Here is a 22046-nt window from a genome sequence, read left to right as displayed (position 1 = left end):
ACCGAATCAAGAATTAACAACACCCTTTGGAGAGGCCCTATGGCTCACCACCCACGCTGGACATTGTCGCAAGTTACCGAATTATTTAATAAACCGCTGCTGGATCTGCTGTTTGACGCGCAGCAAATCCATCGTCAGCATTTCGATCCGCAACAGGTGCAGGTCAGCACGCTGCTGTCGATTAAAACCGGCGCCTGCCCGGAAGACTGCAAATATTGCCCGCAGAGTTCCCGCTATAAGACGGGGCTGGAAGCGGAACGTCTGATGGAAGTGGAGCAGGTGCTGGACTCCGCGCGCAAAGCGAAGAACGCCGGTTCAACCCGTTTCTGCATGGGCGCGGCATGGAAAAACCCGCACGAGCGCGATATGCCGTATCTGGAACAGATGGTGCAGGGCGTGAAGGCGATGGGGCTGGAAGCCTGTATGACCCTCGGCACGCTCAATGAATCTCAGGCGCAGCGCCTCGCCAACGCCGGGCTGGACTACTACAACCACAACCTGGATACCTCCCCGGAATTTTACGGCAACATCATCACGACCCGCTCGTATCAGGAACGTCTTGATACGCTGGACAAAGTGCGTGAAGCGGGGATTAAAGTCTGCTCTGGCGGTATCGTTGGCTTAGGCGAAACGGTTAAAGATCGCGCCGGGCTGCTGTTGCAACTGGCGAATTTGCCGACCCCGCCGGAAAGCGTGCCGATCAACATGCTGGTGAAGGTCAAAGGTACGCCGCTGGCGGATAATGAGGATGTGGATGCGTTTGATTTCATCCGCACGATCGCTGTCGCGCGCATTATGATGCCAACCTCCTACGTGCGTCTTTCTGCGGGTCGCGAACAGATGAACGAGCAAACGCAGGCGATGTGCTTTATGGCGGGGGCGAACTCCATCTTCTACGGCTGTAAGCTGCTGACCACGCCGAACCCGGAAGAAGACAAAGATCTCCAGCTGTTCCGCAAACTGGGGCTGAACCCGCAGCAAACGTCGGTGCTGGCTGGTGACAACGAACAGCAACAGCGTCTGGAACAGGCGCTGATGACCCCGGATACAGACGACTATTACAACGCGGCAGCAGTATGACCTGGCAGCAAAAAATCGACGATGCGCTTACGGCGCGTCGTTCTGCCGATGCGTTGCGTCGCCGCTATGCGGTGACGCAGGGGGCAGGGCGTTGGCTGGTGGCTAACGAACGCCAGTATCTGAATTTCTCCAGCAATGACTACCTCGGTTTAAGTCACCATCCGCAGATTATTCGCGCCTGGCAACAGGGTGCGGAGCGCTTTGGCGTCGGCAGCGGCGGCTCCGGCCACGTCAGCGGCTACTCCGTGGCGCATCAGGCGCTTGAGGAGGCGCTGGCAGGCTGGCTTGGCTATTCGCGGGCGCTGCTGTTTATCTCTGGCTTTGCGGCGAATCAGGCGGTTATCGCCGCGCTGATGGCGAAAGACGATCGGATTGTCGCGGACCGTCTCAGCCACGCCTCATTGCTGGAAGCGGCAAACCTCAGCCCGGCGACGCTTCGCCGCTTTACCCACAACGATCCTCAACACCTGGCGCGCCTGCTGGACGCCCCGTGCGGCGGGCAGCAACTGGTGGTGACAGAGGGCATATTCAGTATGGACGGCGACGGCGCGCCGCTGGCGGAGATCCACCGTGCCGCACGGCAGCGTAACGCCTGGCTGCTGGTGGATGATGCGCACGGTATTGGCGTTACGGGTGATGAGGGGCGCGGAAGCTGCTGGCGACAGCAGGTCAAACCTGAGCTGCTGATTGTGACGTTTGGCAAAGGTTTTGGCGTCAGCGGGGCGGCGATTCTCTGCTCTGAAAGCGTTGCGGATTATCTGTTGCAGTTTGCCCGCCATCTGATCTACAGCACCAGTATGCCACCGGCCCAGGCGCAGGCGCTGAGCGCGGCGCTGGCGGTGATCCGAAGCCCGGAAGGCGCAGATCGCCGGGAAAAACTGGCTGCGTTAATTCAGCGCTTCCGTTCGGGCGTTAAGGCCAGCGATTTTACGCTGGCAAATTCGCACAGTGCGATTCAGCCGCTGATTGTCGGAGACAATGCGCGCGCGTTACGGCTGGCGGATACTCTGCGGGAGCAGGGATGCTGGGTGAGCGCGATCCGACCGCCTACCGTTCCGGCCGGTACTGCCCGGTTGCGCCTGACGCTCACTCAGGCGCATGAAGCGCAGGATATTGATCGCTTACTGGAGGTGCTGGATGGCGCAGGTTGATAAGCAGGCGATTGCGGCCGCGTTTGGGCGCGCGGCGTCGCATTATGAGCAGCACGCTGAACTGCAACGCCAGAGTGCGGACGCGCTGCTGGCGCTGCTGGCAGGGCGCGAATGTGCGCACGTTCTGGACGCCGGTTGTGGGCCAGGGCGGATGAGCCGCTTCTGGCGAGAGCAGGGATGCGAGGTCACGGCGCTCGATCTCTCGGCGCAAATGCTGGATGAGGCGCGTCGTCAGCAGGCTGCTCACCATTACCTTGCGGCGGATATCGAAGCCATCCCGCTGGCGGCGGCGCGGTTTGATTTGGCATGGAGCAACCTGGCGGTGCAGTGGTGCGGCGACTTGCGCGGCGCGCTAAGCGAACTGTATCGCGTGGTGCGTCCTGGCGGCGTGGTGGCGTTTACCTCGCTGGCGCACGGATCGCTGCCGGAACTGCGTCAGGCCTGGCAGGCGGTAGATAACCGGGGGCATGCCAACCACTTTTTGTCGCCAGAGGCGATCGGCAATGCGATGCACGGCTGGCGCGTCCGTCAGCAGATCCAGGCGATCACCCTGTGGTTTGATGATGCGCTCAGCGCGATGCGTTCGCTTAAAGGCATTGGGGCGACGCATCTGCACGAGGGGCGTGAACCGCGCGTGTTAACGCGTTCGCAGTTGCGACAGTTACAGTTGGCCTGGCCGCAGCAGCAGGGGAAATATCCGCTGACGTATCAGCTTTTTTTGGGAGTCATTGAACGTGATTAAACGGTATTTTGTCACCGGGACGGACACTGAAGTCGGAAAAACGGTCGCCAGTTGCGCCCTGTTACAGGCTGCCGCGCAGAGCGGCTTTCGGACGGCAGGCTACAAGCCCGTGGCGTCGGGCAGCGAGATGACGGCGCAGGGGCTGCGCAATAGCGATGCCCTGGCGCTACAGCGCAACAGCACGCTGACGCTGGCCTATGAAGTGATCAACCCCTACACCTTTGCGGAACCGACCTCGCCGCACATTGTGAGCGCAGAGGAGGGGAGACCCGTTCAGGCCTCGGTGATGTCCGCCGGTTTACGCGCGCTGGAACGCCAGGCCGACTGGGTGTTAGTGGAAGGGGCGGGCGGCTGGTTTACTCCGCTTGGCGAAACGCTGACGTTTGCCGACTGGGTTGCGGCGGAGCACCTGCCGGTGATTCTGGTGGTGGGCGTGAAGCTTGGGTGTATCAATCATGCCATGCTGACGGCGCAGGCCGTGCAGCAAGCCGGGCTGACGCTTGCCGGGTGGGTAGCCAATGACGTGACGCCGCCCGGAAAGCGCCATGCGGAATACATGGCGACGCTAACGCGGGTGATTACGGCTCCTCTGCTGGGCGAAATCCCCTGGCTTTCCGGGAAGGCGGAAAGTGCATCAACAGGACAATATCTCGACCTGACGCGCCTGAAGGCGGTGTAAAACAGGTGAAAATGCGAGCAGGATCTCGCCTGCCGCCCGCGTTTCGTTAGCTGATAAAAATCAAAAAAAAGCGATAATTTTTTTTTAGCCCCTCATCAAGGGGCGTCCGCGCGATTTTGCCAGGCGGCAGTCCATACGGGCTGGACGCAGTTATCCACCATTCCTGTGGATAACCTTGTGTATTAGAGTTAGAAAACACAACGTAAGCGAGAGAAGACGCGGCCTGCGACTAAATTGATGCGAAAGGCGTCTTAAGTAAATAGTGCTTATGAAACAATTTGTTAGATAAAAGCAATGGCTGTAAGGAAAGTGTCACGGGTTGCCACAAATCTTTCATCACACATCTTGACAAGTGTTAAAAAAGTCTTTGGTTTGGGGATAACCGCATCTCACTGGTTTTTTATCTCGTCAGGGTCTACATTTTACGTCGCAATGCCGGGTGTTATCCCTTATTTGAGTAATACCTTAAGTCGCCACTGTTTTTTCATCCAGTATATTTTGCTGGCAATATTAGCGGCTCCGGGTAAAATTAGTGTCCTGCCCGCCCATTCCTTCAGGTAGCTGCCCATGAGTAAACCGTTCAAACTGAATTCCGCTTTTAAACCTTCAGGCGATCAGCCGGAGGCGATACGTCGTCTGGAGGAAGGTCTTGAAGATGGTCTGGCGCACCAGACGCTGTTGGGCGTAACGGGGTCAGGGAAAACGTTCACCATCGCCAATGTGATTGCCGATTTACAGCGCCCGACGATGGTGCTTGCGCCCAATAAAACGCTGGCGGCCCAGTTATACGGCGAAATGAAAGAGTTCTTCCCTGACAACGCGGTGGAATATTTCGTCTCTTACTATGACTACTATCAGCCAGAGGCGTATGTGCCCAGCTCCGACACCTTTATCGAAAAAGATGCGTCGGTGAATGAACACATAGAACAGATGCGACTGTCGGCGACCAAGGCGCTGCTTGAGCGGCGGGACGTTGTGGTCGTGGCTTCGGTTTCCGCTATCTACGGTCTGGGCGATCCCGATTTATACCTGAAGATGATGCTGCACCTGACGGTGGGGATGATCATCGATCAGCGCGCTATCCTGCGCCGTCTGGCGGAGTTGCAATATACCCGCAACGATCAGGCCTTCCAGCGCGGCACTTTCCGCGTACGCGGCGAGGTCATCGACATCTTCCCGGCGGAGTCTGACGATATTGCGCTGCGGGTTGAGCTGTTTGACGAAGAGGTTGAACGTCTGTCGCTGTTTGACCCGCTGACCGGGCAGGTTGAATCGACTATCCAGCGCTACACCATCTACCCGAAAACGCACTACGTTACGCCGCGCGAGCGCATCGTACAGGCGATGGAGGAGATCAAAGACGAACTGGTGGACAGACGCAGGATCATGCAGGAAAACAATAAGCTGCTGGAAGAACAGCGCTTAACCCAGCGTACGCAGTTCGATCTGGAAATGATGAACGAACTGGGATATTGCTCGGGGATTGAAAACTACTCCCGCTACCTTTCCGGGCGCGGGCCTGGCGAGCCGCCGCCGACGCTGTTTGATTATCTGCCAGCCGATGGCCTGTTAGTCGTGGATGAATCTCACGTCACGATTCCGCAAATCGGCGGGATGTTTCGTGGGGACAGGGCGCGCAAAGAGACGCTGGTGGAGTACGGTTTCCGTCTGCCGTCAGCGCTGGATAACCGTCCGCTAAAATTTGAAGAGTTTGAAGCGCTGGCCCCGCAAACCATCTACGTTTCCGCCACGCCGGGCAACTATGAGCTGGAGAAATCCGGCGGCGAGGTGGTGGATCAGGTGGTGCGTCCTACCGGGCTGCTGGACCCGATCATTGAAGTTCGGCCGGTGGCGACGCAGGTTGATGATCTGCTCTCTGAGATCCGCCTGCGGGCGGCGATTAACGAACGTGTGCTGGTGACAACGCTGACCAAACGAATGGCGGAAGATCTTACCGAATATCTCGAAGAACACGGCGAGCGCGTACGTTACCTGCACTCGGACATCGATACCGTTGAGCGTATGGAAATCATTCGTGATTTGCGTCTGGGCGAGTTTGACGTGCTGGTGGGGATCAACCTGTTGCGAGAAGGGCTGGACATGCCTGAGGTCTCGCTGGTGGCGATTCTGGACGCAGACAAAGAAGGGTTCCTGCGTTCAGAGCGTTCGCTGATTCAGACCATTGGCCGTGCGGCGCGTAACGTCAACGGGAAGGCGATCCTCTATGGCGATAAGATCACCCCGTCGATGGCGAAAGCGATAGGCGAAACCGAACGTCGTCGCGAGAAACAGCAGTTATACAACGAAGAGCACGGTATCGTTCCGCAGGGGCTGAATAAGAAAGTGGTCGATATTCTGGCGTTGGGTCAGAACATCGCGAAAACCAAAGCGAAGGGCAAAGGGAAGTCCCGCGCAGCGGCGAAATCGGGTGTGGTTGAGATGGATATGACGCCGAAAGCGTTGCAGCAGAAAATTCATGAGCTGGAAGGCCAGATGATGCAGCATGCGCAAAACCTGGAGTTTGAAGAAGCCGCAGAGATCCGCGACCAGTTGCATCAGCTACGTGAGCTGTTTATCGCGGCGTCCTGACGATGGCGGATGGCGACGTAAAGCGTCTTATCCGGCCTACGGTTGTGCCGCCTGTTGTGTGTAGGCCCGGTAAGCGAAGCGCCACCGGGCAAATCTGAACGCTTACCCCAACGCCTGTATCGCTTTCTCCAGCGCGTTATGCAGCAGCTGTCGGTCATGGCGATACGGAATATCGCTGGCTTCCAGCACTTCCTGAATCACAATCCGGCCCGTCACCGCCGAGGCATCCACTTTCGGGCCAACCACAATGGCGTCGATAACCTGTTTCCCGACGTATTGCTCCATAATCGCCAGTTTGTCGACAAGCGTTAAGCTGGCGGCGGGCAGACTCAATTCGCGCCCCAGATTACCGATATAGACCATCGGCGCTGGAGTACGGCGCAGCGCCTGCGCCAGCTCATCAAGCAGCAGAATCGGCATCAAACTGGTGTAGAAACTTCCGGGGCCAATCAGAATCAAATCGGCTTCGCTAATGGCCTGCACCGCTTCCCGGGTGGTGGGGACTTTCGGTGACAGCATCAGCTCCTGCGGCGGGGTTGCCAGTTGATCGATATTCACCTCGCCGTATACTTCATGCCCCTGATCGTCGATGGCCATCAGGTCTACCGGCAGCTCCGACATAGGGATTAAATGCGCATCCACCTTCAACAAATTGCGAATTAAATTTATCGCTTCGAGAGGCCGCACGCTCAGGTGATCCAGCGCCTTTAACATCAGATTTCCGAGGTTATGGCCGGAAAGTTCACCATTACCGCCAAAACGGTACTCAAACATCGCCGACGCGACGCTGGGTTCGGTAATTAACTGGTTCAGACAGTTGCGCATATCGCCCCAGGCGATGCCCCCTTCAGAGCGGCGAATACGGCCTGTGGAACCCCCGTTATCGGTAGTGGTGACAATACCGGTCAGGCGCGAGCCTAATGAAGAGAGTGAAGAGAGAACGCGTCCTAATCCATGCCCTCCGCCAAGAGCGACAACACGGTCCAGGTCTGCCAGCGTACGATTGCGCATACAAATTCCTAATATCAGAGATACTGCGCTACAGTAGCGCAAATAGCGCCTTTTCAGCAATTAGCCAACGAACAACGATGGAAAATAAATCCATCCCCTCTACCTCTTTCGGATAGGGTTAGCCTGATGGCTAACTGATGTATATCAATGCAAAAGTGTGATTTTTGCTTATTCTGTAGCGAAATAGCACGATCATGACGCTATATACATGATTATATAGCGTAAAGTGGGAATGGCAAAAATGCTATTTACACGCTAGTATCGGCATAACCACCTTTTTAAGCGATGCTTAAAAAGACACTCTAGCCTCTACGCCTGTGTCAAATTGATATGGTGTTTTGGCCGTGACAAGCCTCGAAAGAGTTTGCCACCAGGGCGCAGGAAGAAATGACTCCGCCTCCCGTATTTGGAAAGGTGTACATGGCCTCACAACTTACCGATGCTTTCGCACGTAAGTTTTATTACTTACGTCTGTCGATTACTGATGTGTGTAACTTTCGTTGCACATACTGCCTGCCGGATGGCTACAAGCCTGGCGGTGTCACCAATAACGGCTTTCTGACCGTCGATGAAATTCGCCGTGTGACGCGCGCGTTTGCCAGTCTGGGCACCGAAAAAGTGCGCCTTACCGGCGGTGAACCGTCGCTGCGTCGCGACTTTACCGACATCATTGCCGCCGTGCGTGAAAACGACGCGATTCGCCAGATTGCGGTGACCACTAATGGGTATCGTCTGGCGCGTGATGCGGCGAACTGGCGCGACGCGGGTCTGACGGGCATCAACGTCAGCGTCGATAGCCTTGACGCCCGTCAGTTTCACGCCATTACCGGGCAGGATAAATTCCAGCAGGTGATGGCGGGCATTGACGCCGCGTTTGACGCCGGTTTCGCAAAGGTCAAAGTGAACACCGTGTTGATGCGCGATGTGAACCATCATCAACTGGACACCTTTCTCGCCTGGATTCAGGCACGCCCTATTCAACTGCGCTTCATTGAACTGATGGAGACGGGAGAGGGGAGCGAACTCTTTCGTAAACACCATATTTCTGGACAGGTGCTGCGTGATGAACTGCTGCGTCGCGGTTGGATTCATCAACTGCGCCAGCGCAGCGACGGCCCGGCGCAGGTTTTTTGTCATCCTGACTATGCCGGTGAAATCGGTCTCATCATGCCGTATGAAAAAGATTTCTGCGCCACCTGCAACCGTCTGCGCGTTTCCTCGGTCGGTAAGCTCCATCTTTGCCTGTTTGGCGAAGGCGGCGTGAGCCTGCGTGACCTGCTGGAAGACGATGCACAGCAACATGCGCTGGAAGAACGCATTTCAGCCGCGCTGCTGGAGAAAAAGCAGACCCACTTCCTGCACCAGAACAATACCGGTATTACGCAAAATCTATCGTACATAGGCGGTTAACGCCTTAACGGACAAGGAGTTTTTATGAGTCAGGTAAACGCTGAGTTTATCCCTACCCGCATTGCTATTCTTACGGTTTCCAGTCGTCGCGGCGAAGAAGACGACACTTCCGGTCATTTTCTGCGCGACGCCGCGCTGGAAGCAGGGCATCAGGTCGTGGACAAAGCCATCGTTAAAGAGAACCGCTACGCCATTCGCGCGCAGGTTTCCGCGTGGATCGCCAGCGATGACGTTCAGGTGGTGCTCATCACCGGCGGCACCGGGCTGACCGATGGCGATCAGGCGCCGGAAGCGTTACTGCCGCTCTTTGATCGCGAAGTCGAAGGGTTTGGCGAAGTGTTCCGCATGTTGTCGTTTGAAGAGATTGGCACATCGACCCTGCAATCTCGCGCGGTGGCCGGCGTTGCCAACAAGACGCTGATTTTTGCGATGCCGGGCTCCACAAAAGCGTGCCGCACCGCCTGGGACAACATCATCGCGCCGCAGCTTGATGCTCGCACACGCCCGTGTAACTTCCACCCACATTTGAAGAAATAAGTATGTCGCAACTGACCCATATTAATGCCGCTGGCGAAGCGCACATGGTGGACGTCTCTGCCAAAGCGGAAACCGTACGTGAGGCGCGCGCCGAAGCGTTTGTGACGATGCGCAGTGAAACGCTGGCGATGATTATCGACGGTAGCCACCATAAGGGCGATGTTTTCGCAACCGCGCGTATCGCCGGTATTCAGGCGGCTAAACGTACCTGGGAGCTGATCCCGCTGTGCCATCCGCTGTTGTTGAGTAAGGTCGAAGTGCAATTGCAGGCGGAGCCTGAACACAACCGGGTACGCATTGAATCGCTGTGTCGCCTGACGGGGAAAACCGGCGTGGAGATGGAAGCGCTGACAGCCGCTTCCGTGGCGGCATTGACGATCTACGACATGTGCAAAGCAGTGCAAAAAGATATGGTGATTGGCCCGGTGCGCTTGCTGGCGAAAAGCGGCGGTAAATCTGGCGATTTTAAGGTGGATGCGCATGATTAAGGTTCTGTTTTTCGCTCAGGTGCGTGAACTGGTGGGAACGGATGCGTTAGAGGTCGCCGCCGATTTCCCAACCGTAGAAGCGCTGCGTCAGCATCTGGCGGCGCAAAGCGATCGCTGGGCGCTGGCGCTGGAAGACGGCAAGCTGCTGGCCGCCGTCAATCAGACGCTGGTCAGTTTTGAACATCCGCTGACGGCGGGTGATGAAGTGGCCTTTTTCCCACCGGTGACAGGAGGCTGAGATGGCTGAAACGCGAGTGATCGTTGGCCATGCGCCGTTCAGCGTCGGGGAGGAGTACCCCTGGCTGGCGGAGCGTGATGAAGATGGCGCAGTCGTGACCTTTACCGGTAAAGTCCGCAATCATAATCTGGGCGACAGCGTTAAAGCGCTGACGCTGGAACATTACCCGGGGATGACGGAAAAAGCGCTGGCGGATATCGTGGACGAGGCGCGCTCGCGCTGGCCGCTGGGGCGCGTGACGGTGATCCATCGTATTGGCGAACTGTGGCCGGGCGATGAGATTGTCTTTGTCGGCGTAACCAGCGCGCACCGCAGCAGCGCGTTTGAGGCCGGGCAATTCATTATGGATTATCTGAAAACCCGCGCGCCGTTCTGGAAGCGTGAAGCGACGCCGGAAGGCGACCGCTGGGTGGAAGCGCGCGATAGCGATCGGCAGGCGGCAAAACGCTGGTAGCAGAATGTGATACCCTTATTCAGGGGTATCACTTTTAATCAGGAGATCATCATGGACCGATTCCCACGATCCGATTCTATCGTACAGACCCGTTCCGGCCTGCAAACGTATATGGCGCAGGTATATGGCTGGATGACGGTTGGGCTGCTGCTGACCGCATTTATCGCCTGGTATGCGGCGAATACGCCTGCGGTGATGATGTTTGTCTTTTCCAGCAAAATCACCTTCTTTGGCTTGATTATCGCCCAGCTTGCGCTGGTTATTGCGCTGTCGGCAATGGTGCAAAAACTTAGCGCCGGGATGGCGACCACGCTGTTTATGCTCTATTCGGCGCTGACGGGCCTGACGCTGTCGAGCATTTTTATCGTTTATACCTATTCGTCTATCGCCAGCACGTTTGTCGTGACCGGCGGGATGTTTGGCGTGATGAGCCTGTATGGCTACACCACGAAACGCGATCTCAGCGGCTGGGGCAGCATGCTGTTTATGGCGCTGATCGGTATCATTCTGGCATCGTTGGTCAACTTCTGGCTCAAAAGCGAAGCGTTGATGTGGGCGGTGACCTATATCGGGGTGGTTGTCTTTGTTGGCCTGACCGCCTATGACACGCAGAAGCTGAAAAACATTGGCGAGCAGATTGATGTTCGTGACAGCTCGACGCTGCGGAAATACTCGATTCTCGGCGCGTTAACGCTGTATCTGGACTTCATCAACCTGTTCCTGATGTTGCTGCGTATTTTCGGTAATCGCCGTTAATTGGCGTGAACGCTGTATCCGGCCTACAGGTTAGGCCGGTAATACACCTGATAAGCAGCAAATAACCCGTCACTTCGCTAAGGCTTTCTCGTTTTTCGCCCGCAGCTTCTTTGCCCGACTTTCCAGCAGCAGATAGCAAATCAACGCCAGCAATAGCGGAATAAAATAATAGAGCACACGCCAGGCGAGCAGGGCGGCGATAATGGTGCCTTGCGACGTATGCTCACCCGCCAGCAGCGCCATAAACACGGCTTCCAGAACGCCGATCCCGGCCGGGATATGCACGATCACTCCGGCAATACTGCTCACCAGTAGCACGCCAAGTACAAAGAAATAATTAACGTCTTGCCCCATCAGCAGCCAGATAATGGCGCCCATCACCATCCAGTTCGCGCTGGAAATCCCCATCTGCGCGAGGGCGAATTTCCATGACGGAAGCATCAGCTTTTGGCCTTTAATCGTGATATGACGCCGTTTCGCAAAGGCGCAAAACCACAGGTAGACGGCAATCACCAGTAACAACACAATACCGAGAATGCGCAGCGTATTTTCATCGATATACCAGTGGGCCGGGAGTTGCACGACGCCGAAGGTAAAAATAATTCCGCCCAGCAGAATATAGCCCAGCCAGTTGGTGGTAATGCTCAGCGAAAAAATACGCGTGATGGTGCTCCCCGGTAAGCCGAGGCGGGAGTACAGACGGTAGCGCATACCGATTCCGCCGACCCAGGTGCTTAACGTCAGATTGAAGGCGTAACAGATAAACGACACCAGCATGACCTGCCGCTTCGCCAGCTTGTGGCCGCAGTAAAAACGTCCCAGCAGATCGTAGCAACCGTAAAGAAGGTAGCTGACAATCACCAGCCCAACCGCGCTCAACAGCGCAATCCGGTTGTAATCCCGGATCACCGTCCAGACATCTTCCCAGTTGACCTTTCCGGCATAAATGACCAGCAGGACAATCACCGCGATAAAAAACAGCCAGGTGAGGATCTTTTTCGCCAGCCGACATCGCGGGTGTGATGTTGACATCAGGGCTTCACCCCCGTGTTTTCCGCTTCGACCCGATCCTGCGTTTCCATCGTCGGTTGGGCGGGTGGTTCAACCTGCGCCAGATGCGGCGTGTGCGCCGGCAGCCAACCGACCAGCGCCGGGAAGTGGCGCAGGAAGTGGAACGCCAGCACGCTTTTGCTCAGATTCCACCAGGTGCGCTTCGGCAGCATAGACTCGTCCACCTGCTTGCAATCATTGGCGATAATGGCGTTCAGGTTGTCGCGCAGCGTCTGGTTAAACGTGCGGTCATGAATAATGACGTTTGCTTCAAGGTTAAGCGACAGACTGAGCGGATCGAGGTTGCTGGAGCCGACGGTCGCCCAGTGATCGTCCATCAACGCCACTTTGCCGTGCAGCGGGCGACGGCGATATTCATAGACATGGACGCCGCCTTTCACCAGATAGTTGTACAGCAGACGCGCGCCGACTTTGACGATGGGCATATCGGGTTCCCCCTGGATTACCAGTTTTACCCGCACGCCGCGTCGGGCGGCTTTGCGCATGGCATGCAGCAGGCGATAGCCGGGAAAGAAATAGGCATTGGCGATAATCACTTCACGTTTCGCCTGCGTAAGCATCTTCAGATAGTGACGTTCAATATCGTTGCGATGTTCATCATTATCGCGCCAGATAAACAGCACCTGCGCTTCGCCGGGTTTCCGGTTTTCTTCGGCGCGATGATGGCGTCGCCACCAGCGGCGCGCGGCGCTTTGCCCCGGCAGGTTTTCCAGCTCAAACTGCAAAATATCCTCCACGACCGGCCCTTCGACGCGAACGGCGTAATCCTGTTTGGCTTCCGGGCCGTAATCGGACATATGTTCTGCGGAGTAATTCAGCCCGCCGACAAACGCGACCCGATCGTCAATAACCACGATTTTACGGTGCATACGGCGAAAGAGGTTGGTGCGCATGCCGAACAGGGGAGGACGCGGATCGTAATAGCGGAAGATTATCCCCGCTGCGGTCAGTTCCCCGACAAACGCCTCGCTGAGGTCAGGTGAGCCGTAGCCGTCTAACAGCACTTCCGCTTTTACGCCGCGTCTGGCCGCTTTAAGCAGCGCTGCGTGTAGCTGCTTACCTACGTCATCTTCAAACCAGATGAAGGTTTCCAGGATGATCCTCTGCTGTGCCTGCGCGATAGCGTCAAACACGGCGGGATAGAACTGGTCGCCGTTTTCCAGTAGCTGAATCTGATTGCCTTCACGCCATCCACATTTCATAGATGTATCTCCGCGCTAAGAGGGGCATGGTCAGATAAATGTCGCCAGTTACGCAACGGCAACGCCGCAGGAGAGCTGGCATTGGCATTCTTGACGTATATACGATCGAGTCGCAGTATCGGCAGCCTGACCGGAAAGGTGCGCGCCGGGCGGCCATGCGCGCGGGTGAAGATCTCCTCCAGCCCCGCAGACGCTTTTAACGGATAGTTGGCTTTCTGCCGCCAGTCGTTGAAATCCCCGGCGACCACCACGGGTTCGGATTCGGGAAGGGCGTTAACCCATTCAACCAGCATATCCAACTGCGCCTGGCGGTGGCCTTCCCGTAAGCCGAGATGCACGCACATCACATGAATTGGCTGAGCCAGCATCGGCGGAACAATACGGCAATACAGCACGCCGCGTTTTTCACTGCCGCCGACGGAGACATCGCGATTTTCATAGTGTTCAATCGGATAGCGCGACAGCACCGCGTTGCCGTGATGCCCTTCCGGGTAGACGGCATTACGACCATAGGCGAAATCGCTCCACATGGTGTCGGCAAGAAATTCGTAATGGGTGGTATCAGGCCAGTTCTCGACGTGCAGCGGATGAACTTCATGCGCGCCCATCACTTCCTGTAGGCAGACAATATCCGCGCTGACGGTTCTGACGGCGTCGCGCAGCTCCGGCAGAATAAAGCGCTTATTAAAGGCGGTAAAACCCTTATGCGTGTTAATTGTGAGCACTTTGAATGAAAAATTTCGCGTTTGTTGGATCATTTTCTTCCTGTCCGCGTCACTATCCTGATTGAAATAGTGTAGTCGTCGTCACAAAAAGATGCGGTCTTACGGAATTTTCCGTAAAGTTCGGTACTCTGAATAATTAGATAAAAATCCTTCAGGAGAAAAAGCCATGAGGTGGCAACAACGTGTTCGTGTCGCAACGGGTCTTAGTTGCTGGCAGATAATGTTGCATTTACTGGTAGTGGCGCTGCTGGTAATGGGCTGGATGAGCGGCGCTTTAGTCCGCGTCGGCCTGGGATTATGCGTGCTTTATGGCGTGACGGTGCTGCTGATGCTGGCGTTACAACGCCACCACGAACAGCGCTGGCGCGACGTTGCGGATGTGCTGGAAGAGCTGACGACCACCTGGTATTTCGGCGCCGCGATGATTGCCCTGTGGCTGCTGTCCCGCGTACTGCACAACAACCTGCTGCTGGCGCTGGCTGGGCTGGCGATCCTTGCCGGGCCTGCTGTGGTTTCGCTGCTGGCGAAGGAGAAAAAGCTACATCACTTTGCGTCTAAACATCGCATACGCCGCTGACCCCGTTGTGGCCGTGATCACCAGTAGCGGCCACAAACTCCCCCAGACGATCTTCAGACTCGCATCTTTCAAATAAATCTGCTTGGTGATGTCCGTAAAATGGCGGATAGGGTTTATCCACGTCAGATTTTGTAGCCATACCGGCATGTTCTCGACCGGAGAAACGTATCCCGATAGCAGGATAGCAGGCATCATAAAGACGAATACGCCGATGAAAGCCTGCTGTTGGGTGGAGCAGAGCGACGAGATTAACAAGCCAAATCCAACCAGCGACAGCCCGTAAATCACCATTGTGAAGTAGAACAGCGCCAGCGAACCGGCAAAGGGGATGTGGTACGCCCAGATGCCAATAGCCAGTACGATCGTGGCCTGAAAAGTGGCGACAATCAGCGCGGGCACCGCTTTACCGATGAAAATTTGCCAGGTGGTGAGAGGGGAAACCAGCAGTTGATCCAGCGTACCCTGTTCACGCTCGCGGGCAACGGAAAGCGAGGTGACGATCATGACGCCTATCGTGGTGATCATGGCGATCAGGGACGGCACCACAAACCACTTATAGTCCAGATTCGGGTTGTACCAGTTGCGTACCACCAGCTCACTGTTGTTGGGCTTGGGTTTGCCCTCTATCAGCTCCTGCTGATAATCCTTGACGATCTGCTGGAGATAATTGGCGGCGATTTGCGCGCTGTTGGAGTTACGGCCATCAAGAATGAGCTGTAGCGGCGCGGGCTGGAGGTTATCCAGGTGACGGGAAAAATCGGCCGGAAAGCGTACCAGCAGCAGCGCTTTTTGCGTGTCGATCGTCGGCTGGATTTCCTGCGGGCTTTTCAGCAGCAGGATATGGGTAAACGCTTTGGCGCGCGCGAACCGTTGCGTCAGCTCGACGGCATGTTTGCCATTATCTTCGTTATAAATGGCAATGGTGGCATTGGTCACTTCCAGCGTGGCGGCAAAGGGAAACAGCAGCACCTGGATCAGCACCGGTAAGATCAGGATCGCGCGGGTCTGCGGCTCGCGTAACAGCGATTGCAGCTCTTTGCGGATTAATGTCCACAGGCGATGAAACATGTTTCTCTCCCTTATGCCATGCCGGATGGCGGCGTAAACGCCTTATCCGGCCTACAAAATATGTGGTCGTAGGCCTGATAAGCGAAGCGCCATCAGGCAGAAAATTTAATCCAGCCGGCGTTTGGTCTTCATCCACGTCAGGCCGATAAACATGGCTGCCGAAGCGATTAAAAATAACGTATTAACGATCAACACAATGGGGATGTTCCCCGCCAGAAACAGGCTTTGCAGAGTGCTGACGAAATAGCGCGCCGGAATAATGTAAGTCACCGCGCGGATGACGGCAGGCATACTGTCTATCTGGAAAATAAAGCCTGACAGCATAATCGACGGTAAAAAAGCGGCGTTCAGCGCGACCTGCGCGGCGTTAAACTGGTTACGGGTAATGGTGGAAATCAGCAGTCCCATTCCCAGCGTACTGAGCAGAAACAGGCTGGTGATAAGAAACAGAATCACCAGCGAGCCGCGCCAGGGCACGCCAAGAATAAACACCGACACCAGCATACACAGCAGCATCGCCAGCATGCCGAGGAAGTAGTAGGGGATCAGTTTGCACAGCAACAATTCTGCGCGCGTCACCTCGGTCGAGAGCAGGGCCTCCATCGTCCCGCGTTCCCACTCGCGTGCAACCACCAGCGAAGTGAGAATGGCGCCAATCACCGTCATAATAATGGTGACCGCGCCAGGAATGATAAAGTGCTGGCTGATGGCCGCCGGGTTAAACCAGTAGCGGGTCTGCACGTCGATCAGTGGTTCAAATTCTTCCCCACGATCTTCAGCCCGCTGCATTTGCCAGATCTGCCAGACCCCCTCCACGTAACCCTGCACGAAGTTGGCGGTGTTCGGTTCGCTGCCGTCGGTGATGACCTGTATCGGCGCGGTGTCATTCTCTCGCGCCATCTTTTGCGCAAAATCGACCGGGATCACCACCAGCCCGCGAATGCGCCCGGCCTGCATTTTCTCAATAAGCTCATGGCGGCTATCGCTGATGGTGGCGTCGATATACGGCGAACCGGTCATGGCGTGGGTGAAATCCAGCGCCTCCTCGCTCTGTTGTTCGAGCAGAATGCCGACCCGCAGCTTGCTGGAGTCGAGGTTAATCCCGTAGCCAAAAATAAACAGCAACAGCAGTGGGATCACCACGGCGATCAGCCAGCTACTGGGATCGCGGATAATCTGACGCGTCTCTTTCACGCACAGCGCGCGTACGCGCCGCCAGGAGAGCAGGGCGTTACTCATGAGTATGCTCCTTATCCCAGTCGTGAATGAGCGTGATAAAGGCCTGCTCCATCGTCGGATCCGGCGTGTCGTCGTCTGCCGCCTGCGCTTTCAGATCGTCCGGCGTCCCGCTGGCGATCAGCTTGCCGCGATAAACCAGCCCGATACGGTCGCAGTATTCCGCTTCGTCCATAAAGTGGGTGGTGACCATCACCGTGACCCCTTTTTCTACCATGCTGTTGATGTGCAGCCAGAACTCACGGCGGGTGAGGGGATCGACGCCGGAGGTGGGTTCATCGAGAAACAGAATGTCGGGTTCATGCATCAGCGAACAGGCCAGCGCCAGACGCTGTTTAAAACCGAGCGGCAGCGCATCCGTCGCATGAGAAGCGATGCTTTTCAGGCCGAAGGCTTCGCTCATGCGGGTGATTTTTTCGTTTTGCGCCCGGCCTCGCAGGCCATAAACCCCGGAGAAAAAGCGCAGGTTTTGCTCTACCGTCAGGTTGCCGTACAGGGAAAATTTTTGCGCCATATACCCTAAATGCTGGCGCGCCTTGCCGGAGCTGACTTTCAAATCCATATCCAGCACCAGCGCTTTGCCGGAAGTTGGCACCAGCAAACCGCACATCATCTTGAACGTGGTGGATTTCCCCGCGCCGTTGGGGCCGAGCAGACCGAAGATTTCTCCGCGCTCAACGGCGAAGTTAACGTGGTCGGTGGCGGCGAAGTCGCCGAATTTTTTGGTCAGTTCTTTGGCCTCAATGACCGTCTCACCCGGCGTGCCGTCAACGGTATGCAGGATCGCGCCGAGCGGAGACTCCGACGTACCCGCGCCGCCAAGCAGGTCGATAAAGGCATCTTCAAAGCGCGGCGTGGTGTCGTTAATCGTTATCTCCGGCATCCCTTCGGCCCGGCGGATATCCTCTGCGGTAGCCTCTTTTTTCAGGATCAGCCGTACCGATTTCCCCTGAATCATACCGTCGCTCACCTGCGGCAGTTTCAACGCGCGTTGCAGGAGCTTGCGGTTATTCTCCTGCGGGCTGCTCATTAAGAAACTGCGTCCTGCCATGGTCTGCGTTAGCTTAGTCGGTTCGCCCTGATACAGCAGCTCTCCTTCGTTCATCAGCAGCACGTCGCGACACTGTTCGGCTTCGTCCAGGTATGACGTACTCCACAGGATAAGCATGCCGTCACCCGCCAGTTCATGCACCATTTGCCACAGCTCGCGACGGGAGATGGGGTCAACGCCGACGCCCGGTTCGTCAAGCAGCAGCACTTTCGGCTCGCCGACCAGCGTACAGGCCAGCCCGAGTTTTTGTTTCATCCCGCCCGAGAGCTTGCCTGCCAGCCGTTTGGTGAAGGGGCCGAGGGCGGTAAATTCCAGCAGACGGGCAAACGTTTTTTGCCGTTCTTCGCCCGTTACGCTGCGTAAATCCGCATAGAGATTGAGATTCTCCATCACGGTCAGATCTTCATACAGACCAAATTTTTGCGGCATGTAACCGAGCACTGCATGCAATTCACTGTCGTTTTTGATCGGATCGAACCCGATCACCGACGCGCTGCCGCTATCGGGCTTGAGCAGCCCTGCCAGCATCCGCATCAGCGTGGTTTTGCCTGCGCCATCCGGCCCGACCAGACCCGTGACATAACCGGCGTGGATCGTACAGTCGAGCGGGGCGACCGCCGGTTTTTCCATTCCGGCGAAGCGCTTCACCAGGCCGTTTAACGTAATGACGGCGTCATTCATGCCGCGCCTCGTCGCTGAACGTCAGCGTCACCGGCATTCCCTGGCGCAGCGCATCGTCCGCGTCAGTCACCACAATGCGCAGTCGATAGACCAGGTCTGTGCGCAGATCCGGCGTTTCAACGGTTTTCGGGGTGAATTCAGCGGTCGGCGATACGAAGCCGATTTTACCGTGGTAAGGCTTGTCAGGGCGGCCATCGGTGTAGAGTAAAATTTCGCGGCCGGGCTGCGCCTGGCTGAGGTTGCGTTCATCCACGTAGGCGCGAACCCATACCGGACGAGTCAGCGACAGCGTCAGCACGGTGCTGCCTGCGTTGAGCATACTGCCGGGCTCTACCGCGCGGGTTAACAGCGTACCGTCAGAGGGGGCGATCAGCGTTGTATCCTGTAAATCGAGTTCTGATTGCGCCAGCTGCGCCTGCGCCTGTTCGAGGCTGGCTTTTGCCTGGGCGATATCCTGCTGGCGGTTACCGGTACGGTACTGGCTCAATTTGTCCTGTGCGGATTTCAGCTGCGCCTGCGCCTGATCGCGGGATGAGCGGGCGTTCTCCAGGTCGTTGGCGGAGATCGTGCGGCTTTTCCACAATCCCTGCTGGCGCTGATAAAAGTTCTGCGCATAGTCAAATGCGGCCTGCGCCTGTTTCACGGCGGCAGCGGCCTGGGCTATCTCTTCATCGCGATACCCCGCGAGCATCAGATCATACTGCGCCTGGGCGACGGAGACGCCTGCTTTAGCCTGCATCAACGCGTTCTCGTACGGGGCTTTATCCAGCACGCCCAATACCTGCCCGGACGTAATGGCGTCGCCTTCGTCAACGGCCAGCGAAGCCAGCCGGCCTCCGACGCGAAAACTCATATTGACGGTGCGAATATCCACATTGCCGTAGAGCGTCAGCCCGTTATCCTGCCGACTCTGATACCACCATGTACCACCGGCAAGCACGGCGGCCAGCGCCGCGACAGCCAGTGCGATAACGACAGGTTTTTTCATTGCTCCTGACTCCTTTGCGTTAAGCCTTGCAGAATGAGATCGATATGACAGGTGATCGTCTGGTAAATCTGTTCTGTTTTCTCTTCATCAAACGTTGACCAGCCGGTACGCAGCAAAATGGTTTCTTTCCCCAGGCGGAAAGCCAGCACTTCGCCCAGCAGCGCGTGCGTGTGGAGAATGGTTTGCGTATCTCCCGGATCGCGGCCGGTATACCCCGCAATCAGGCGCGTCAGATGCGTGTGAAGGGGGTTGAGAACCTGATCGTGTACCCGTTGATAAGCCGCCGTCGGGGAGAGCTGCTCGCGCGAAATAAATTTGCTCAGGTTAACCGTGTCGTCCTGGGTCAACAGCATGATCATATTTTTGCAGGCGCGCAGGATCAGCTCGCGCATTGCGGCGCGATCGGGCTGCGGCCGGGCGAACAGTCGTTCCGCTTCCTCGGCATGAGGGCGAAACTGGGTGCCGATGAAATCGGCTATCCACTGGGCGCAGGCGAGGTATAAATCCTCTTTGGAGCCAAAGTAGTAAGTGATGGCGGCGATATTTTGTCCGGCCTGGGCGGCAATGTCGCGCGTGGTGGCATGGAGGCCGTATTCGCCAAACTGCGCCAGCGCAGCGGCGATAAGCTGGCTTTTGGCCTGTTCGCCTTTCGTCGTCATGGTTGGGGTATTCATCGCGCAACCTAATTCTTAATCAATCGATTGATTAAGATTATGACCGATAATTGTTCTTGTCCAGTGTGGTGGTTTATTTTGTTTTTTCCAGTCACGGGGATAATTTATGCGGTATGTCACAAAAACTGCTACACTCCGCCCCTTCATGACATTGTGGTTTTTGTCATCCCTCTTGTGAGTATCTCCCTGAAAACTACACCGGTAACGGTCGGGGCGGTTCGGAGTAGTTATGTCTTTTGATTCCCTTGGGTTGAATCCTGATATTTTGCGCGCGATTGCCGAGCAGGGTTACCGTGAACCTACCCCTATTCAGCAGCAGGCGATCCCTGCGGTGCTGGAAGGCCGCGACCTGATGGCCAGCGCCCAGACGGGGACGGGTAAAACAGCCGGTTTTACGCTGCCGCTGTTACAACATCTGATCACGCAGCAGCCGCACGCGAAGGGCCGTCGCCCGGTACGCGCGTTGATTCTGACGCCGACCCGTGAGCTGGCGGCGCAAATTGGCGAAAACGTCCGGGATTACAGTAAATACCTGAACATTCGCTCTCTGGTCGTGTTTGGCGGCGTCAGCATTAACCCGCAGATGATGAAACTGCGCGGCGGCGTTGACGTGCTGGTGGCAACGCCGGGGCGTTTGCTCGACCTGGAACATCAAAACGCGGTGAAGCTGGATCAGATTGAGATTCTGGTGCTGGATGAAGCTGACCGTATGCTCGACATGGGCTTTATCCACGATATTCGCCGCGTGCTGGCAAAACTGCCGCCGAAGCGCCAGAACCTGCTGTTCTCCGCCACATTCTCTGATGACATTAAAGCGCTTGCTGAAAAGCTGTTGCATAACCCGCTGGAAATTGAAGTGGCGCGCCGTAATACCGCTTCTGAGCAGGTGACCCAGCACGTTCATTTCGTGGATAAAAAACGCAAGCGCGAACTGTTGTCGCAGATGATTGGCAAAGGCAACTGGCAGCAGGTGCTGGTCTTTACCCGTACCAAACACGGTGCCAACCATCTGGCGGAACAGCTGAATAAAGATGGCATTCGCAGTGCGGCGATCCACGGTAATAAATCTCAGGGCGCGCGTACCCGAGCACTGGCTGATTTCAAATCCGGCGATATCCGCGTCCTGGTGGCGACCGACATCGCGGCGCGCGGGCTGGATATCGAAGAGCTGCCGCATGTGGTGAACTATGAGCTGCCAAACGTCCCGGAAGATTACGTTCACCGTATCGGCCGTACCGGTCGTGCCGCCGCGACCGGCGAAGCGTTATCGCTGGTCTGCGTTGATGAACACAAACTGCTGCGCGATATCGAGAAGCTGTTGAAAAAAGAGATCCCGCGCATCACCACGCCGGGTTATGAACCGGACCCGTCAATTAAAGCGGAGCCGATTCAGAACGGTCGCCAGCAGCAGCGTGGCGGCGGTGGTCGCGGCCGAGGCCAGGGTCAGGGTCAGGGACAGGGCGGAGCAGGCCGTGCCCAGCAACCGCGTCGCAATGATGGCGGGGCGCCGAAAGCCAAACCGCGCAGCGGAGAAGGTAAGCCAGGCGGCGATAAACCGCGTCCGCCGCGCCGCCCGCGCAGACTGGCGGATTAATTGCGAGCCCGGCCGAAAGGTCGGGCTTTTCTTTTTGCGACCCG

At 56.6% G+C, this 22046-nt stretch carries 22 protein-coding genes and 1 riboswitch; of the genes, 13 read left to right on the top strand and 9 right to left on the bottom strand.

Going from position 1 to position 22046, the window contains the following annotated elements:
* Positions 1-39 precede the first annotated feature (39 nt).
* The 5 genes from bioB to uvrB all read left to right on the top strand — a co-directional run bounded on the left by bioB (position 40) and on the right by uvrB (position 6241).
* Entirely contained in the window at positions 40-1080 is a 1041-nt protein-coding gene (bioB, locus tag CKO_RS09950; protein ID WP_012133202.1) for a biotin synthase BioB, read from the top strand.
* Positions 1077-2231 carry an 8-amino-7-oxononanoate synthase gene (bioF, locus tag CKO_RS09945; protein WP_012133201.1) on the top strand — a complete coding sequence of 385 codons (1155 nt, stop codon included), beginning with the start codon at positions 1077-1079 and terminating at the stop codon, positions 2229-2231. Before bioB ends, bioF begins: the two co-directional genes overlap by 4 nt.
* Positions 2218-2973: a malonyl-ACP O-methyltransferase BioC gene (bioC, locus tag CKO_RS09940; protein WP_012133200.1), complete on the top strand. Its 756-nt coding sequence runs from the start codon at positions 2218-2220 to the stop codon at positions 2971-2973. The genes bioF and bioC overlap by 14 nt, the downstream gene beginning before the upstream one ends.
* The gene (bioD, locus tag CKO_RS09935; protein WP_012133199.1) at positions 2966-3652 is read left to right on the top strand and encodes a dethiobiotin synthase; all 687 of its coding nucleotides are present in this window, start codon (positions 2966-2968) and stop codon (positions 3650-3652) included. Before bioC ends, bioD begins: the two co-directional genes overlap by 8 nt.
* A gap of 567 nt (positions 3653-4219) precedes the next feature.
* Positions 4220-6241 (top strand): excinuclease ABC subunit UvrB, encoded by a 2022-nt coding sequence (uvrB, locus tag CKO_RS09930; RefSeq protein WP_012133197.1) that lies wholly within the window; start codon positions 4220-4222, stop codon positions 6239-6241.
* Between the two features lie 102 nt (positions 6242-6343).
* Here uvrB and yvcK read toward each other — a convergent pair whose 3' ends face one another.
* Positions 6344-7252 (bottom strand): uridine diphosphate-N-acetylglucosamine-binding protein YvcK, encoded by a 909-nt coding sequence (gene yvcK / locus CKO_RS09925; protein ID WP_024130513.1) that lies wholly within the window; start codon positions 7250-7252, stop codon positions 6344-6346.
* A 286-nt stretch (positions 7253-7538) separates the two neighbouring features.
* Positions 7539-7685, top strand: a riboswitch (molybdenum cofactor riboswitch).
* Between yvcK and moaA the strand changes: the two genes are divergently transcribed.
* From moaA to CKO_RS09895, 6 genes are all read left to right on the top strand, one after another.
* Positions 7673-8662, top strand: a complete 990-nt coding sequence (gene moaA, locus CKO_RS09920; protein WP_024130512.1) for a GTP 3',8-cyclase MoaA — start codon at positions 7673-7675, stop codon at positions 8660-8662. Its footprint overlaps the riboswitch before it by 13 nt.
* 24 nt (positions 8663-8686) lie before the next feature.
* Positions 8687-9199, top strand: a complete 513-nt coding sequence (gene moaB / locus CKO_RS09915; protein ID WP_012133193.1) for a molybdenum cofactor biosynthesis protein B — start codon at positions 8687-8689, stop codon at positions 9197-9199.
* A 2-nt stretch (positions 9200-9201) separates the two neighbouring features.
* Positions 9202-9687 (top strand): cyclic pyranopterin monophosphate synthase MoaC, encoded by a 486-nt coding sequence (gene moaC / locus CKO_RS09910; RefSeq protein WP_012133192.1) that lies wholly within the window; start codon positions 9202-9204, stop codon positions 9685-9687.
* Complete coding sequence (moaD, locus tag CKO_RS09905) at positions 9680-9925, top strand: molybdopterin synthase sulfur carrier subunit (RefSeq protein ID WP_012133191.1); 246 nt, start codon at positions 9680-9682, stop codon at positions 9923-9925. The genes moaC and moaD overlap by 8 nt, the downstream gene beginning before the upstream one ends.
* A gap of 1 nt (position 9926) precedes the next feature.
* The gene (gene moaE, locus CKO_RS09900) at positions 9927-10379 is read left to right on the top strand and encodes a molybdopterin synthase catalytic subunit MoaE (protein ID WP_012133190.1); all 453 of its coding nucleotides are present in this window, start codon (positions 9927-9929) and stop codon (positions 10377-10379) included.
* Positions 10380-10430: 51 nt separating this feature from the next.
* A complete protein-coding gene (locus CKO_RS09895) occupies positions 10431-11135 on the top strand; it encodes a Bax inhibitor-1/YccA family protein (RefSeq protein ID WP_024130511.1) in 705 nt (234 codons plus the stop codon).
* A gap of 69 nt (positions 11136-11204) precedes the next feature.
* On the opposite strand, the gene CKO_RS09890 is transcribed toward CKO_RS09895, so the two are convergent.
* From CKO_RS09890 to CKO_RS09880, 3 genes are read right to left on the bottom strand one after another with little or no spacing between them, the layout of a single operon-like run.
* The gene (locus CKO_RS09890; protein WP_012133188.1) at positions 11205-12167 is read right to left on the bottom strand and encodes a lysylphosphatidylglycerol synthase domain-containing protein; all 963 of its coding nucleotides are present in this window, start codon (positions 12165-12167) and stop codon (positions 11205-11207) included.
* Positions 12167-13408, bottom strand: coding sequence for a cardiolipin synthase ClsB (gene clsB, locus CKO_RS09885; protein WP_012133187.1), 1242 nt, complete (start codon positions 13406-13408; stop codon positions 12167-12169). Before clsB ends, CKO_RS09890 begins: the two co-directional genes overlap by 1 nt.
* Positions 13405-14166, bottom strand: coding sequence for an endonuclease/exonuclease/phosphatase family protein (locus tag CKO_RS09880; protein WP_012133186.1), 762 nt, complete (start codon positions 14164-14166; stop codon positions 13405-13407). The genes clsB and CKO_RS09880 overlap by 4 nt, the downstream gene beginning before the upstream one ends.
* Positions 14167-14299: 133 nt before the next feature.
* Between CKO_RS09880 and CKO_RS09875 the strand changes: the two genes are divergently transcribed.
* Positions 14300-14710 carry a YbhQ family protein gene (locus tag CKO_RS09875; protein ID WP_024130510.1) on the top strand — a complete coding sequence of 137 codons (411 nt, stop codon included), beginning with the start codon at positions 14300-14302 and terminating at the stop codon, positions 14708-14710.
* On the opposite strand, the gene CKO_RS09870 is transcribed toward CKO_RS09875, so the two are convergent.
* The 5 genes from CKO_RS09870 to cecR form a co-directional block, all read right to left on the bottom strand.
* Positions 14672-15778 carry an ABC transporter permease gene (locus tag CKO_RS09870; RefSeq protein ID WP_012133184.1) on the bottom strand — a complete coding sequence of 369 codons (1107 nt, stop codon included), beginning with the start codon at positions 15776-15778 and terminating at the stop codon, positions 14672-14674. The genes CKO_RS09875 and CKO_RS09870 overlap by 39 nt on opposite strands.
* 105 nt (positions 15779-15883) lie before the next feature.
* Positions 15884-17017: an ABC transporter permease gene (locus CKO_RS09865; protein ID WP_012133183.1), complete on the bottom strand. Its 1134-nt coding sequence runs from the start codon at positions 17015-17017 to the stop codon at positions 15884-15886.
* Entirely contained in the window at positions 17010-18746 is a 1737-nt protein-coding gene (locus CKO_RS09860) for an ATP-binding cassette domain-containing protein (RefSeq protein WP_012133182.1), read from the bottom strand. Before CKO_RS09860 ends, CKO_RS09865 begins: the two co-directional genes overlap by 8 nt.
* Entirely contained in the window at positions 18739-19734 is a 996-nt protein-coding gene (hlyD, locus tag CKO_RS09855; RefSeq protein ID WP_012133181.1) for a secretion protein HlyD, read from the bottom strand. The genes CKO_RS09860 and hlyD overlap by 8 nt, the downstream gene beginning before the upstream one ends.
* The gene (gene cecR / locus CKO_RS09850; RefSeq protein WP_012133180.1) at positions 19731-20408 is read right to left on the bottom strand and encodes a transcriptional regulator CecR; all 678 of its coding nucleotides are present in this window, start codon (positions 20406-20408) and stop codon (positions 19731-19733) included. Before cecR ends, hlyD begins: the two co-directional genes overlap by 4 nt.
* 229 nt (positions 20409-20637) lie before the next feature.
* On the opposite strand from cecR, the gene rhlE reads away from it, so the two are divergent.
* Positions 20638-22002 (top strand): ATP-dependent RNA helicase RhlE, encoded by a 1365-nt coding sequence (gene rhlE, locus CKO_RS09845; protein WP_012133179.1) that lies wholly within the window; start codon positions 20638-20640, stop codon positions 22000-22002.
* Positions 22003-22046: the final 44 nt, after the last annotated feature.

Origin of the sequence: Citrobacter koseri ATCC BAA-895 (assembly GCF_000018045.1) — a bacterium.
GTDB lineage: Bacteria > Pseudomonadota > Gammaproteobacteria > Enterobacterales > Enterobacteriaceae > Citrobacter_B > Citrobacter_B koseri.
This window is presented reverse-complemented; position numbering and strand designations above follow the sequence as displayed.

Bases quoted from the DNA above. Each gene is read 5' to 3' on its own strand.
- moaB (WP_012133193.1), top strand. From the start codon at position 8,687: ATGAGTCAGGTAAACGCTGAGTTTATCCCTACCCGCATTGCTATTCTT.
- CKO_RS09895 (WP_024130511.1), top strand. From the start codon at position 10,431: ATGGACCGATTCCCACGATCCGATTCTATCGTACAGACCCGTTCCGGC.
- CKO_RS09870 (WP_012133184.1), bottom strand. From the start codon at position 15,778: ATGTTTCATCGCCTGTGGACATTAATCCGCAAAGAGCTGCAATCGCTG.
- moaA (WP_024130512.1), top strand. From the start codon at position 7,673: ATGGCCTCACAACTTACCGATGCTTTCGCACGTAAGTTTTATTACTTA.
- moaD (WP_012133191.1), top strand. From the start codon at position 9,680: ATGATTAAGGTTCTGTTTTTCGCTCAGGTGCGTGAACTGGTGGGAACG.
- CKO_RS09880 (WP_012133186.1), bottom strand. From the start codon at position 14,166: ATGATCCAACAAACGCGAAATTTTTCATTCAAAGTGCTCACAATTAAC.
- CKO_RS09865 (WP_012133183.1), bottom strand. From the start codon at position 17,017: ATGAGTAACGCCCTGCTCTCCTGGCGGCGCGTACGCGCGCTGTGCGTG.
- CKO_RS09875 (WP_024130510.1), top strand. From the start codon at position 14,300: ATGAGGTGGCAACAACGTGTTCGTGTCGCAACGGGTCTTAGTTGCTGG.
- moaC (WP_012133192.1), top strand. From the start codon at position 9,202: ATGTCGCAACTGACCCATATTAATGCCGCTGGCGAAGCGCACATGGTG.
- clsB (WP_012133187.1), bottom strand. From the start codon at position 13,408: ATGAAATGTGGATGGCGTGAAGGCAATCAGATTCAGCTACTGGAAAAC.
- CKO_RS09890 (WP_012133188.1), bottom strand. From the start codon at position 12,167: ATGTCAACATCACACCCGCGATGTCGGCTGGCGAAAAAGATCCTCACC.
- yvcK (WP_024130513.1), bottom strand. From the start codon at position 7,252: ATGCGCAATCGTACGCTGGCAGACCTGGACCGTGTTGTCGCTCTTGGC.
- bioC (WP_012133200.1), top strand. From the start codon at position 2,218: ATGGCGCAGGTTGATAAGCAGGCGATTGCGGCCGCGTTTGGGCGCGCG.
- cecR (WP_012133180.1), bottom strand. From the start codon at position 20,408: ATGAATACCCCAACCATGACGACGAAAGGCGAACAGGCCAAAAGCCAG.
- CKO_RS09860 (WP_012133182.1), bottom strand. From the start codon at position 18,746: ATGAATGACGCCGTCATTACGTTAAACGGCCTGGTGAAGCGCTTCGCC.
- rhlE (WP_012133179.1), top strand. From the start codon at position 20,638: ATGTCTTTTGATTCCCTTGGGTTGAATCCTGATATTTTGCGCGCGATT.
- bioB (WP_012133202.1), top strand. From the start codon at position 40: ATGGCTCACCACCCACGCTGGACATTGTCGCAAGTTACCGAATTATTT.
- moaE (WP_012133190.1), top strand. From the start codon at position 9,927: ATGGCTGAAACGCGAGTGATCGTTGGCCATGCGCCGTTCAGCGTCGGG.
- bioF (WP_012133201.1), top strand. From the start codon at position 1,077: ATGACCTGGCAGCAAAAAATCGACGATGCGCTTACGGCGCGTCGTTCT.
- hlyD (WP_012133181.1), bottom strand. From the start codon at position 19,734: ATGAAAAAACCTGTCGTTATCGCACTGGCTGTCGCGGCGCTGGCCGCC.
- uvrB (WP_012133197.1), top strand. From the start codon at position 4,220: ATGAGTAAACCGTTCAAACTGAATTCCGCTTTTAAACCTTCAGGCGAT.